The organism is Stenotrophomonas sp. (genome assembly GCF_032066555.1).
Taxonomy (GTDB): Bacteria; Pseudomonadota; Gammaproteobacteria; order Xanthomonadales; family Xanthomonadaceae; genus Stenotrophomonas.
This window is the reverse complement of sequence record NZ_DAMBKV010000006.1, coordinates 128,590-141,315: the sequence shown is the minus strand read 5'-3', so window position 1 is coordinate 141,315 and position 12,726 is coordinate 128,590. Positions and strand designations below refer to the sequence as shown.

The following is a 12,726-nucleotide window of genomic DNA, read 5'->3' as shown; positions in this document are numbered from 1 at the left end:
CCCATCAACGCTACATCCCAGGTGAAATGACGCGCAAGTATAGCTTCAGCATATTGCGTGTTGCGTAGCGCCTTGCTCCCTGGGAGATGTTTTCAATATTGACAGATGAACGGCTTCTTGGCCGGGGCTGAGGACAGCCCCGGCCAAGGCTTTATCTCTACAACGCCGCTTCCAACTCCGGCAGCAAGGTGAACAGGTCACCCACCAGCCCGATGTCGGCAATCTCGAAGATCGGCGCGTCGCCGTCCTTGTTGATGGCGACGATGGTGCCCGCGTCCTTGATGCCGGTCAGGTGCTGGATGGCGCCCGAGATGCCCACGGCGATGTACAGCTCCGGGGCGATGATCTTGCCGGTCTGGCCGACTTGCATGTCGCTGGGGACATAGCCTGCGTCCACCGCGGCGCGCGAGGCACCGACGCCGGCACCGAGCTTGTCGGCCAACTGGTAGATCACCTTGAAGTTTTCCTCCGAGCCGACACCGCGGCCACCGGAGACCACGCGCTTGGCGCTCTGCAGGTCCGGGCGGTCGCTCTTGCCGGCAGCCAGGCCGACGAAGCGGGTGTGGGAGTGCAGGGCGGCGTCAACGCTGATCGCCTCGACCGGGGCGCTGTTGCCCTTGGCTGCTTCCGGCCAGGAGGCGGCGCGCACGGTGGCGACGACCACCTGGTCGGCCGGGGCCTCGACGGTGATGATGGCGTTGCCGGCGTAGATCGGGCGCTTGAAGGTGTGGGTGCCTTCGACCGACATCAGGTCAGAGACCTGGTTGACGCCCAGCAGCGCGGCCACGGCCGGCATCAGATCCTTGCCGGTGGTGGTCGAGGGGCCGAAGACGTGGCTGTAACCGGCCGCGGCCTTGGCGATCTGCGGCGCCTGCACCTGTGCCAGGGCGTGTTCATTGGCCGGGTTGGCGATGGTCAGCACCTTGCTGACGCCGGCAATCTGCGCGGCTTCGGCGGCAATGGCGGCCGGGTCGGCGGCCAGCACCAGCACATCGATGTCGCCGCCCACGGCGGTCGCGGCCGAGACGGTCTTGGCCACGGCGCTGTTGAGCTTGCCGTCCAGGTGTTCGGCGATGACGAGAATCTTGGCCATTACAACAACCCCTTCTGCTTGAGTGCGGCCACCAGTTCGGCGGCATCCTTCACCATCACGCCCTTGCTGCGCTTGGCAGGTGCGGCGTAGTGGGTGGTCTTGAACGTGTCGGCGGCTTCAACGCCCAGGTCGGCCAACTGCAGGGTTTCCAGCGGCTTGGCCTTGGCCTTCATGATGTCCGGCAGCTTGATGAAGCGCGGCTCGTTCAGGCGCAGGTCGGTGGTGATGACGGCCGGCAGCTCGACTTCCAGCGTTTCCAGGCCAGCGTCGACTTCGCGGGTCACAGTGGCCTTGCCGTCGGCGATCTCGACCTTGGAGGCGAAGGTGGCCTGCGGACGCGCCCACAGCGTGGCCAGCATCTGGCCGGTCTGGTTGGCATCGTCGTCGATGGCCTGCTTGCCCAGGATGACCAGGTCTGGCTGTTCTTTTTCGACCAGCTTGAGCAGGGTGCGGGCGGCGGTCAGCGGCTGGATGGCCTGGTCGGTGACCACGTGGATGGCACGGTTGGCACCCATGGCCAGGCCGTTGCGCAGGTGCGCCTGGGCGTCGGCCGGGGCGATGGTGGCGACCACCACTTCCGTGGCGATGCCCTTGTCGCGCAGGCGCAGGGCTTCTTCCAGGGCGATTTCATCGAACGGGTTTGGCGAGAGCTTGACGCCATCGGTGACCACGCCGGAGCCATCCGGCTTGACTTGAATGCGGACGTTGTAGTCCACCACGCGCTTGTACGCGACGAGGATTTTCATGTGCTGCGGGGTCCTTCGGTTGCTGATGGGGGCCGGCACGGGCCGGGGGACAAATTTTCTCGATTCTAGCCGGGTTGATAGGCCCATGCGAATGCGTATGGTGTGACTTTCGCCGACTTAAATGTCCGGACAAAGTTTGACGTATCGGCTTCCGTTGTCAATCGTGCAGGTCCAGCAAGGCCTGGCGTTATATCCTTGTATGAATTGTTCGCTGCGCAGGCAGCCGTAAATCGGAGAATCAACGCGTGACCACATGGCTTGTGACCGGCGGCGCCGGCTTTATCGGCGGCAATTTCGTATTGGAAGCGGTGGCGAAGGGTGTCCGCATCATCAACCTGGATGCGCTGACCTATGCCGGCAACCTGAAGACGCTGGACAGCCTGGAAGGCAACCCGCAGCACGTGTTCGCACAGGGTGATATCGGTGACCGCGAACTGGTGGCAGGCCTGCTGGCCGAGCACCGTCCAGATGCGGTTCTGAACTTCGCCGCTGAAAGCCATGTGGACCGTTCGATCGATGGCCCGGGAGCCTTCATCCAGACTAACGTTGTGGGAACCCTAGGGCTGCTGGAGGCCGTGCGCGATTACTGGAAGGCGCTGCCGGCCGACAAGGCCAAAGCGTTCCGTTTCCTGCATGTCTCCACTGATGAGGTCTACGGCACCCTGGGTGAAACCGGCAAGTTCACCGAAACCACACCGTATGCGCCGAATTCCCCGTACTCCGCCTCCAAGGCGGCCTCCGACCATCTGGTGCGTGCGTTCCACCATACCTACGGCCTGCCGGTCCTGACCACCAACTGCTCGAACAACTACGGTCCGTACCACTTCCCGGAAAAGCTCATCCCGCTGGTGATCGCCAAGGCGCTGGCCGGTGAAGCGCTGCCGGTCTACGGCGACGGCAAGCAGGTGCGCGACTGGCTGTTTGTCGCCGACCACTGCGAAGCGATCCGCACCGTACTGGCCAAGGGCAAGGTGGGTGACACCTACAACGTGGGCGGCAATTCCGAAAAGCAGAACATCGAGGTGGTGCAGGCCATCTGCGCGTTGCTGGATGCGCGCCGTCCGCGTGCCGATGGCAAGCCGCGCAGCGAGCAGATCACCTATGTCACCGATCGGCCGGGGCATGACCGCCGCTATGCCATTGATGCGTCCAAGCTCAAGGACGAACTGGGCTGGGAGCCGCAGCATACCTTCGAGCAGGGCATCGCCTTCACCGTGGACTGGTACCTGGACAACCAGCAATGGGTGAATGGCGTGCTGGATGGCAGCTATCGCCTGCAGCGCATCGGTACCGACGCCTGATATCGACGATTCAGCACCCGCACATTTGTGCGGGTAAACAAGGAACAATATGACGCAACGTAAAGGCATCATCCTGGCTGGCGGTTCGGGTACGCGCCTGTATCCGATCACCAAGGGCGTCAGCAAGCAGTTGCTGCCGGTCTATGACAAGCCAATGATCTATTACCCGCTGAGCGTGTTGATGCTCGCGGGTATCCGCGAAGTGCTGATCATCAATACGCCGCACGAGCAAGCGCTGTTCCAACAGTTGCTGGGCGACGGTTCGCAGTGGGGTATGGATATCCAGTACGCGGTGCAGCCGAGCCCGGATGGGCTGGCGCAGGCCTACTTGATTGGCCGCGACTTCGTCGGCGGCAAGCCCAGTTGTCTGGTGCTCGGGGACAATATTTTCCACGGTACCGGCCTGCGCGAGGTGCTCAAGCGCGCCGATGCACGCGATACCGGGGCGTCGGTATTCGGCTATTGGGTCAATGACCCGGAACGTTACGGCGTGGCCGAATTCAACAAGGACGGCAAAGTTGTTGGTTTGGTGGAAAAGCCAACCGAGCCGCGCTCCAACTATGCGGTGACCGGACTGTACTTCTATGACGGCAACGCCAGTGACTATGCTTCAGCATTGAAACCCTCACCGCGCGGCGAGCTGGAGATCACCGATCTCAACCAGTGTTACCTGGATGAAGGCACGTTGCAGCTGGAGGCTTTGGGGCGTGGTTACGCGTGGTTGGATACCGGCACGCACCAGTCCTTGCTGGAGGCCTCCAACTTTATTGAGACCATACAGACCCGGCAGGGCCTGCAGGTCTGCTGCCCTGAAGAAATTGCTTATGGCCAAGGCTGGATCACTGCGGAGCAGCTCGAAGCATTGGCCGCGCCCCTGTCCAAGAATGGTTATGGGCAGTATCTGCAGAAGCTCATCCAGCGAGGAATTGTTCCGTGAAAGTGATTGAAACCGCGATGCCCGGTTGTGTCGTCATCGAGCCAGCGGTGTTTGGCGATGAGCGCGGGTTTTTCTTTGAGACGTGGAACGCCGAGCGCTTCAAGGCGCTGGGGCTGCCTGACAGATTCGTCCAGAGCAATGTGTCCGCATCGAGCAGGGGCGTCCTTCGTGGCCTGCACTACCAGTGGCCGCGTCCGCAGGGCAAGCTGGTCAGCGTGCTGGAAGGCGAAGTGTATGACGTGGCGGTGGATATCCGCCGTGGTTCGCCAACCTTCGGCAAGTGGGAGGCTGTGGTCCTGAGCGCCGAGAACAAGCGCCAGTTCTGGATACCCGAGGGTTTCGCTCACGGTTTCGCCGTGCTGTCCGAGCGCGCGGTATTCAGTTACCTGTGCACCGAGGTCTATCTGAAGGATTTCGATGCGGGTGTTCGCTGGAACGACGCCGACATCGGCGTGGACTGGCCGATCAGCGGCCCGACCTTGTCGGCCAAGGATGAGAACGCGCCGTTCCTGAAGGACATCGCTGAAGACCGTTTGCCGGTTTACATCCCATGAGCTTGCTGGTTCTTGGCGGAAATGGTCAGGTCGGGCAGGAATTGCTGCGCGCGCTTGCGCCGCTTGGCCGGGTCGTCGCAACCACCCGCAGCGGCAAGCTGGCCGATGGCAGTGACTGCGAGATCGCCGACTTCGACGCACCCCAAAGCCTGCCTGCCTTGCTGGGCCGGCTGCAGCCGTCGGTGGTGATCAATGCCGCTGCCTATACCGCGGTGGACAAGGCCGAGCAGGAGCCCGAGGCGGCGTTCCGGGCCAATGCACAGGCGCCTGCCGTAATCGCCCAATGGTGCGCCGCGCACGGCGTGCCGATGGTGCATTACTCCACGGACTATGTGTTCAACGGCCAGGGCACGGCCCCCTATGTGGAAGACGAAGCCACCGCGCCTCTGGGTGTCTATGGTCGCAGCAAACGTGATGGTGAAATCGCCGTTCGTGACGCTGGTGGCCGTCATCTGATCTTCCGCACCGCGTGGGTCTATGCCTCGCACGGCGGCAACTTCCTGCGCACGATGCTGCGTGTCGGTGCCGAGCGCGACGAACTGCGGGTAGTGGCGGATCAGGTGGGGACGCCGACACCGGCTGCCTTGATTGCCGATGTCACCGCACAGGTATTGCAGCATCCCGGGCAGCTGTCCGGGACCTGGCATCTGACCGCGTCGGGGCAGACCAGCTGGCATGGTTTCGCCGAGGCGATCTTTGCCCAGGCCGTGGCCGCAGGCGTGCTGGCCAAGGCGCCCGTCGTGCAGGCGATCGCCAGCGCGGAGTACCCAACGCCGGCAAAGCGTCCGGCCTGGTCGGTACTGGACAACCGCAAGCTGCAGCAGGATTTCGGCATCATCCTGCCCACGTGGCAGGAAGGCCTGCATCGGGTAATGGCCGAGATCGCGCCGGCGTAATTCGTGGTCTCGGGCATGCTGACGCGTAGCCACAGCCGTGTCGCCAACAAGAAAACCCCGGGTTTCCCCGGGGTTTTTTTATTGGCTGCAGTTGGCGGCCTCAGGTGCGTCCGTAGGTATCTTCGAAGCGCACGATATCGTCTTCGCCCAGGTAACTGCCGGACTGTACTTCGATCAGCTCCAGGGGGAGCTTGCCGGGATTGCGCAGGCGGTGGGTGACACCCAGCGGGATGTAGGTGCTCTGATTCTCGGTGAGCAGCAGCACTTCATCACCACGGGTGACCTCGGCGGTGCCACTGACCACGATCCAGTGTTCGGCACGGTGATGATGCATCTGCAGGCTCAGCGTGCCGCCGGGCTTCACGGTGATGCGCTTGACCTGGAAACGGTCGCCATGATCGATGGAGTCATAGGCGCCCCACGGGCGATAGACCTTGCGGTGCCAGGTGGCCTCGCTGCGGCCATCAGCCTTCAGTCGCGCTACGACGTCCTTCACTTCCTGCATGCGGTCGGATTTGCCTACCAGCACCGCGTCATCGGTCTCGACCACGATCACATCGTCCAGCCCGACCATGGCGATCAACCGCTCGCCATAGGCAAAGGTGTCATGGCAATCAATGGCGATGACATCACCGCGATGTGCGTTGCCGTTTGCATCCTGTTCGGAAACATCGCGCAGTGCGGTCCACGAGCCGACATCGCTCCAGCCGGCATCCAGCGGAACCACGGCCGCATCCGCGGTCTTCTCCATCACCGCGTAATCGATGGAATCGGACGGGCTGGTCTTGAACGCGTCCGCATCCAGACGGATGAAGTCGGCATCACGGCGCGCCTTGTCCCACGAGGCGCGGCAGGCAGCGAGAATCTGTGGCTGCAGACGTTCCAGTTCCTGCAGGTAGCGCGAGGCGCGGAACAGGAACATGCCGCTGTTCCAGTAATACTCGCCGGATGCGACATAGGCCTGCGCCGTCGCCAGGTCGGGTTTCTCGACGAAACGCTCGATGGCCCGCGCGCCTTCGCCGGCGACGGCCTTGATGTAGCCGTAGCCGGTTTCCGGTGCGGTCGGCTGGATGCCGAAGGTGACCAGCTTGCCCTGCCCGGCGATATCGGCGGCCGCCAGGATGGCGCGGTGGAAATGCGCCACATCACGGATCAAGTGATCTGACGGCAGCACCAGCAGCAGCGGATCGGCGCCGTCGCGGCAGGCCTCCAAAGCAGCCGCAGCGATGGCCGGGGCGGTATTGCGGCCAACCGGCTCCAGCAGGATGGCCGATGGCGTGGTACCCACCTGCTGCAACTGCTCGGCGGCGACGAAACGGTGTGCTTCATTGGCCACGACAAGGGGGGGCTGGGTGGCGACATCGGCCACCCGCAGCCAGGTGGACTGCAGCATGCTGTGCTCGCCGGCCAGCTGCAGGAATTGCTTGGGATAGGCTTCGCGCGACAGCGGCCACAGGCGCGTGCCGGAACCACCGGAAAGGATGACGGGCAGGATCTGGCTCATGAAGGTTCTCAGGCGGTGATCAAGGTGGAGATTTCGGCGGTGCGTTCGGCCAGCAACGCGGCATCGCCCCGGGTTTCAACATTCAAGCGCAGCAGGGGCTCGGTGTTGGAGCTGCGCAGGTTGAAGCGCCAGTTGCCGAAATCGGCGCTGATACCATCGGTATGGTCAACTGCCGGGGCTTGCGCAGCGAAGTGCGCCATTACCCGGGCAACGGCTGCCTTGGCGTCGGCGACCTTGAAGTTGATCTCGCCGCTGCAGGGGAAGCGGGCCATGCGTTCTTCGACCAGTTCGGCCAGGGATAGGCCGCTGTTGGACACCTGCGCGGCAATCAACAGCCAGGGAATCATTCCCGAATCGGCATAGGCGAACTCGCGGAAGTAATGGTGTGCGCTCATCTCGCCGCCGTAGACAGCGTTTTCCGCGCGCATCTTTTCCTTGATGAAGGCGTGGCCACTCTTGCACAGCACCGGTACGCCGCCGGCGGCTTCCACCATTTCGACCGTGTTCCAGGTCAGGCGCGGGTCGTGGATGATCTTGCCGCCGGGGTTGCGGGCAAGGATGGCCTGGGCCAGCAGACCGACCAGGTAATAGCCTTCGATGAAGCGGCCATTGTGATCGAAGAAGAAGCAGCGGTCGAAGTCACCATCCCAGGCGATACCGAAGTCGGCACCATGTTCGCGCACGGCACTGGCGGTGGCTTCGCGGTTTTCCGGCAACAGCGGATTGGGGATGCCGTTGGGGAAGCTGCCGTCGGGCTCGTGGCAGATCCGTACGAATTCCAGCGGCAGGTGCGGCGCCAGCAGGTCGACGATGGCGCCGGCACCGCCGTTGCCGGCATTGACCACCAGCTTCAGCGGCTTGAGCTGGCTGGCATCGATGTAAGTCAGCAGGTGCTGGATGTAGGCGCTCTTGTCGTGCTGCTCGCTCTGGCCGGCGCGCGCGGGCTGCGGCTGTGATGCATCGGCGGCAACCGCGTCGGAAATGGCAAACAGGCCGGTATCCGAGCTGATCGGACGTGCCTGTTCACGTACCAGCTTCATGCCGTTGTAGTCCATCGGATTGTGGCTGGCAGTGACCATCACCCCGCCGGCCGCCCGCAGGTGGCCAGTCTGGAAGTAGACCTCTTCGGTACCACACAGGCCGATGTCGATGACCTCGCGGCCTTCCCCGCGCAAACCGGCGGCCAATGCATCCTGCAGGGCGGGGCTGGTCAGGCGGACGTCGTGTCCCAGTACCACTGGACCGGCGTCGAGTTCGGCGGCCAGGGCCTTGCCGATCTTGCGGGCCATGTCTTCGTTGAGCTCTTCAGGTACACGGCCGCGGATGTCGTAAGCCTTGAACGCGGGGAGGGGCATGCATGCATCCTGCTGGGTGAAAGATCACCTAGTTTAGTCGGCTACGCGTCCGCAGGCTGTCTGCACGCTGGACGACTGTTCCCCGGCCGGTCGGTCTGGCCGAAGGTCCAAGGGGGTTGCCCCGGCGGTATGGCTAGAATATGGGCATCTTCAGCACTGTGAGCGTGATGCGATGAGCGATCTCTCCCCGACCCGGCAGCGAGGCAAGGTATTTGCCAGTGCCGCCGAGGCCTTGGCCGGCATCGTGGCCGATGGGCAAACTCTTGCCGTAGGTGGCTTCGGCCTGTGTGGCATTCCCGAGGCCCTGATCGCCGCGCTGCGTGACAGCGGGGTCAAGGGCCTGACCGCGATTTCCAACAACGCCGGCGTCGATGGCTTCGGCCTGGGCCAGCTGCTGGAAACCCGTCAGATCAAGAAGATGATTTCCTCTTACGTAGGCGAGAACAAGGAGTTCGAGCGCCAGTACCTGGCCGGCGAGCTGGAGCTGGAGTTCAATCCGCAGGGCACCCTGGCCGAGCGCCTGCGTGCTGGCGGCGCCGGCATTCCGGCCTTCTTCACCGCCACCGGCTACGGCACCATCGTTGCCGAAGGCAAGGAAACCCGCGAGATCGACGGCAAGCACTATGTGCTGGAAACCGCGCTCAAGGCCGACGTGGCGCTGGTCAAGGCATGGAAGGCCGACGAAGCCGGCAACCTGCTGTTCCGCAAGACCGCGCGCAACTTCAACCCGGCCTGCGCAATGGCCGGCAAGGTCTGCGTGGTGGAAGTGGAGGAGATCGTGCCGGTGGGCGCCATCGATCCGGACCAGGTACACCTGCCGGGCATCTACGTTGATCGCATCGTATTGAACGCAACGCCGGAGAAGCGCATCGAACAGCGCACCGTGCGTCAGGAGGGGAACTGAAATGGCCTGGACCCGTGACGAAATGGCACAGCGCGCCGCGCGCGAGCTGAGCGATGGTGCCTACGTGAACCTGGGCATCGGCCTGCCGACCCTGGTGGCCAACCACATCCCCGAAGGCGTGGACGTGTGGCTGCAGTCCGAGAACGGCCTGCTCGGCATCGGCCCGTTCCCGACCGAAGCGGAAGTGGACGCCGACCTGATCAATGCCGGCAAGCAGACCGTTACCGCGCGTGCCGGTGCCAGCTACTTCGGCAGCCATGATTCGTTCGCGATGATCCGTGGTGGCCACATCAACCTGGCCATCCTTGGCGCGATGCAGGTCACCGACAAGGGCGACCTGGCCAACTGGATGGTGCCGGGCAAGATGGTCAAGGGCATGGGCGGCGCGATGGACCTGGTGGCCGGCGTGCAGCGCGTGGTGGTGCTGATGGAGCACACCGCCAAGAACGGCGAGCACAAGATCCTGGCCGACTGCACCCTGCCGCTGACCGGTGTGGGTGTGGTCGACCGCATCATTACCGACCTGGCGATCTTCGACATCAGTGCCGACGGACTGGTGCTGGTGGAGGCGGCGCCGGGTGTCAGCGATGACGAGCTGAAGGAAAAGACCGGCGTTCCGTTCCGGCGTTAAATTCCAGCGCTACCGGCCGCTGTAATCTTGCCGCGGCCGGTGAAGCTGTCAACCGTTGTTAGCTGCTGCAGTGCTTCATCAGCGTTCCATCGGCCGCTGACCAGGCATTGCAGGGGAACCAGGATGCCGGCAGCATCCAATTCGAGGTCGGCGATGTCCTCGCCCAGCACCGCGCCCATATCATCGATAAATGCCAGCGCGCCTTCATGGGTGCGCTGCAGCGTTTGCAGCCCCTGTTCGTCCAGTTCGACGGGGCCAAAACATGGCCGAACGGCCATCGCCCCATCTGCGATAAAGCCATTGAACTGCCCGGCGGGTGCGCCAAGCAGGGCTTCCAGCAGCAGGTCATGCGACAGGATCGGTGTAGTGGTCTCCTCGTTGCTTTGTCGACCATCGAAGTAACGGGCCTGTGCCCAGTTGCCGTCCTTCAATTGGCTGGCGCGTGCACGAAGGGCCATGTAGTAGCCCCCAAGTGGCTGCTGGCGCAACTGGGCAAGGTTGCGCTGGATCGTCCCTGCATAGCCGATGTCAACAACCATGGATAATCCGCTATCACCAATCCCGGACCAGTAGGAAATGTAGTTGGCACGCACCTGTGCCGCCCGCGCAAGCACTCCAGGCATCGATGGCTGTAGCCATTCGGCGATGATGGTGCTCATTTCGGGGAGGAATACGTCACGATCAAGCAGGTCCGGGGCGACGCTGGCAACCGCTTCTACGGCATCATTGCCGACGCGTGCTTGCAGTAGTTGGCGCAGTGTGCCGTTGAAAGTACCTTCCAGCATCAGCTCCACATCGGTGTTGGCATGCATGGCAGGCAGCGTAGTGGCTCGGCGCGAAGCGAGAAAGTAGTGGGCGCGCAGCTTGCCGGCAGCGGGATGAAACTGCTGCAGGCGCTCGAAGCCCTGATGCAGTAGATGCCCCTCCCGACTGAGGAACAGGAGGTTATCTACATCTTGTTGTGTGGCGGCCCGGAGCATCGCGAGCAGGAAATCCAGCAACAAAGGGCCAAGCACTGCGTAACCCAGATCCTCGGCATCCAGTTGCAGGGGCCCAGTCAATCGCTGCGGCTGGGTATCGAGTAGGAAGGCGAAACGATTGGCCAGGAGTCCGCGCCAAAGTTGTTCAGGCCATGGAGCGTGCATGCCGTGGCGATGGCGCAGCGGCCGCAGGGCGGGTACAACATCCAGTAGGGCAGCTGGGCGAAGGACATGCACGGGCGTTAGTAGTTTGGCCAACTGTGGCAGTTGCACGTCGGCGTGCTCGTTGTCGCCAACGTGCAACCAATGGGCAGTATCAATACCTTCGCGGTGTGCCAGTTCATGCCAGGTGCGCAACTCATCCTTGCGTAGTCCGGTCTCGCAGGAAACCCGCCACGTGGGAAGTGCAGCGACTACGATGTCAGGCAAAACCTGCTTCATTTGCGCGCTATCGAGATACATATCCGACAAGGCGAATCGTCGAACGGGGGGCATCTGCATCAGCGCATTCACTACGCCCAGACGAGGACGCAATTGGCGGCGTTCGTGCTCCAGCTCCATGGCCATCAGACCTTCCGCCTTCTTGGTGGAGAGTCCGAGCTGTCGTGCCAATTGCTGGTAAATCTCGGTCAGCGTGGGGTCGCGCTGCAATGCATTGCGCTGCGAAGTCTCTGCATCGCTCCGTAGTCGGGTGAATTCTTTGATGTCGTGCTCGCGTTCCACTCGCAGTGACAGATAGGCGCGGGATGCGTCCGGTGACAGGAATGGACGCATCGCAAGTGTGTCGAACACATCGAAGCTGACTGTAGAGGCCTCCAGCGCGGCCAGCCGTAGCCGCTGAGCGAAATCAAGAGCCAACGCCTCCTGCACATTGCGTTGCCCCTCTGCTGCTAATGCTAGGCTTCCATCGGTGGGAAGAATGCCTAGTCGGTATCCTTGGTGACGGGCGACCTGGCTGAACATTCGTTCAACGGCGTGTTGTAGCGTGCCATCCACTTGAGCCTGTTCGGGCGGGAAATCATGTGTCTGCAGATGTAGATCGAACAAAGGGCGTAGCGCGTTCACGCGTGCCCAGAACATCGAACCAGCGGGGAAATCCAGGTAACGGCCATGTTCCAACGCGATCCCTAAGCGGGCGGCAAGGGCGTCACAGACGGCACCGTTACTAAGAAGTGTATGCCCCCATAGCGGCATTCCCTCGTAGCTTTCAGGGTAAACAAGGCCGAGAGCGGGGCTGGCCTGGAACATGCCGAGTATCCATGCCACGCGTCCCGAGGAACCGAACAGCGAGTCGAGGAGGTAGCGGCGCCAACGGCTTTGCTCGCCACCGGTATAAAGCGACTTCTTGGTATGGATATGGCAGATCACATCCAACGAGAGGATCTCGTCGTTGAAGTCCACCAGCAGCGGCGCGATGTCGCGCCCCCGGTTCTCGACGATCTTGATGGAGAGTTGCTGCACGTTCGGCAGGTGCTTCATGCGGGCCTGGACGTGCTTGGCCGCAGCTGCATCCATGACGGACACCAACAAGGTGAACGGGATCGGGATGTATTGCAAAGACTGCGCGAACTCTTCAATGAGATCCGGATAGAACACGTGCGCCATCACGCCTACCCGCACGTCAAGTTCGGCCAGCGGAATTGGTGCTGGCAGCGGAGTTTCATCGAGAATGCCCGGGATCACCGTGCGCTCTGCGCTGGCTGAACGCAATCGATCAACCACACCACGGATTCCCATAGCGGCAGTGATCTTCATTGCCCTGCGAATAACGGAGAAAAGCCCGCCAATGCCCCCGCCATGCTGTTGGATCGAGCGTCGTGCCGCT

11 protein-coding genes are annotated in these 12,726 nt (G+C 62.6%); 6 read left to right on the top strand and 5 right to left on the bottom strand.

What is annotated here, in order from left to right; all coding sequences use genetic code 11:
• Window positions 1-157 precede the first annotated feature (157 nt).
• On the bottom strand, window positions 158-1,093 hold the full coding sequence (locus RT131_RS09920) for an electron transfer flavoprotein subunit alpha/FixB family protein (RefSeq protein ID WP_313172499.1): 936 nt from the start codon (window positions 1,091-1,093) through the stop codon (window positions 158-160).
• Window positions 1,093-1,839, bottom strand: coding sequence for an electron transfer flavoprotein subunit beta/FixA family protein (locus RT131_RS09915; RefSeq protein ID WP_313172497.1), 747 nt, complete (start codon window positions 1,837-1,839; stop codon window positions 1,093-1,095). The genes RT131_RS09920 and RT131_RS09915 overlap by 1 nt, the downstream gene beginning before the upstream one ends.
• A 245-nt stretch (window positions 1,840-2,084) precedes the next feature.
• Between RT131_RS09915 and rfbB the strand changes: the two genes are divergently transcribed.
• Genes rfbB through rfbD form a run of 4 tightly spaced genes read left to right on the top strand, consistent with a single transcriptional unit; the run spans window position 2,085 to window position 5,527 of the window.
• Window positions 2,085-3,140 carry a dTDP-glucose 4,6-dehydratase gene (gene rfbB, locus RT131_RS09910; RefSeq protein ID WP_313172495.1) on the top strand — a complete coding sequence of 352 codons (1,056 nt, stop codon included), beginning with the start codon at window positions 2,085-2,087 and terminating at the stop codon, window positions 3,138-3,140.
• A gap of 49 nt (window positions 3,141-3,189) precedes the next feature.
• Entirely contained in the window at window positions 3,190-4,077 is an 888-nt protein-coding gene (gene rfbA, locus RT131_RS09905; protein WP_313172493.1) for a glucose-1-phosphate thymidylyltransferase RfbA, read from the top strand.
• On the top strand, window positions 4,074-4,631 hold the full coding sequence (gene rfbC / locus RT131_RS09900) for a dTDP-4-dehydrorhamnose 3,5-epimerase (RefSeq protein ID WP_313172491.1): 558 nt from the start codon (window positions 4,074-4,076) through the stop codon (window positions 4,629-4,631). Before rfbA ends, rfbC begins: the two co-directional genes overlap by 4 nt.
• A complete protein-coding gene (rfbD, locus tag RT131_RS09895) occupies window positions 4,628-5,527 on the top strand; it encodes a dTDP-4-dehydrorhamnose reductase (protein ID WP_313172490.1) in 900 nt (299 codons plus the stop codon). The genes rfbC and rfbD overlap by 4 nt, the downstream gene beginning before the upstream one ends.
• 100 nt (window positions 5,528-5,627) lie before the next feature.
• Here the strand turns inward: rfbD and RT131_RS09890 are convergent, their stop codons facing one another.
• Both RT131_RS09890 and RT131_RS09885 read right to left on the bottom strand, forming a co-directional pair.
• Window positions 5,628-7,031 carry a mannose-1-phosphate guanylyltransferase/mannose-6-phosphate isomerase gene (locus RT131_RS09890; RefSeq protein WP_313172489.1) on the bottom strand — a complete coding sequence of 468 codons (1,404 nt, stop codon included), beginning with the start codon at window positions 7,029-7,031 and terminating at the stop codon, window positions 5,628-5,630.
• Window positions 7,032-7,039: 8 nt separating this feature from the next.
• The gene (locus RT131_RS09885) at window positions 7,040-8,386 is read right to left on the bottom strand and encodes a phosphomannomutase (protein WP_313172487.1); all 1,347 of its coding nucleotides are present in this window, start codon (window positions 8,384-8,386) and stop codon (window positions 7,040-7,042) included.
• Between the two features lie 172 nt (window positions 8,387-8,558).
• On the opposite strand from RT131_RS09885, the gene RT131_RS09880 reads away from it, so the two are divergent.
• Window positions 8,559-9,290 (top strand): CoA transferase subunit A, encoded by a 732-nt coding sequence (locus RT131_RS09880; protein ID WP_313172485.1) that lies wholly within the window; start codon window positions 8,559-8,561, stop codon window positions 9,288-9,290.
• A gap of 1 nt (window position 9,291) precedes the next feature.
• Window positions 9,292-9,921: a CoA transferase subunit B gene (locus tag RT131_RS09875; protein ID WP_313172483.1), complete on the top strand. Its 630-nt coding sequence runs from the start codon at window positions 9,292-9,294 to the stop codon at window positions 9,919-9,921.
• On the opposite strand, the gene RT131_RS09870 is transcribed toward RT131_RS09875, so the two are convergent.
• Window positions 9,918-12,656, bottom strand: a complete 2,739-nt coding sequence (locus RT131_RS09870) for a rhamnan synthesis F family protein (RefSeq protein ID WP_313172481.1) — start codon at window positions 12,654-12,656, stop codon at window positions 9,918-9,920. The two genes, RT131_RS09875 and RT131_RS09870, sit on opposite strands and share 4 nt — an antisense overlap.
• Window positions 12,657-12,726 lie beyond the last annotated feature (70 nt).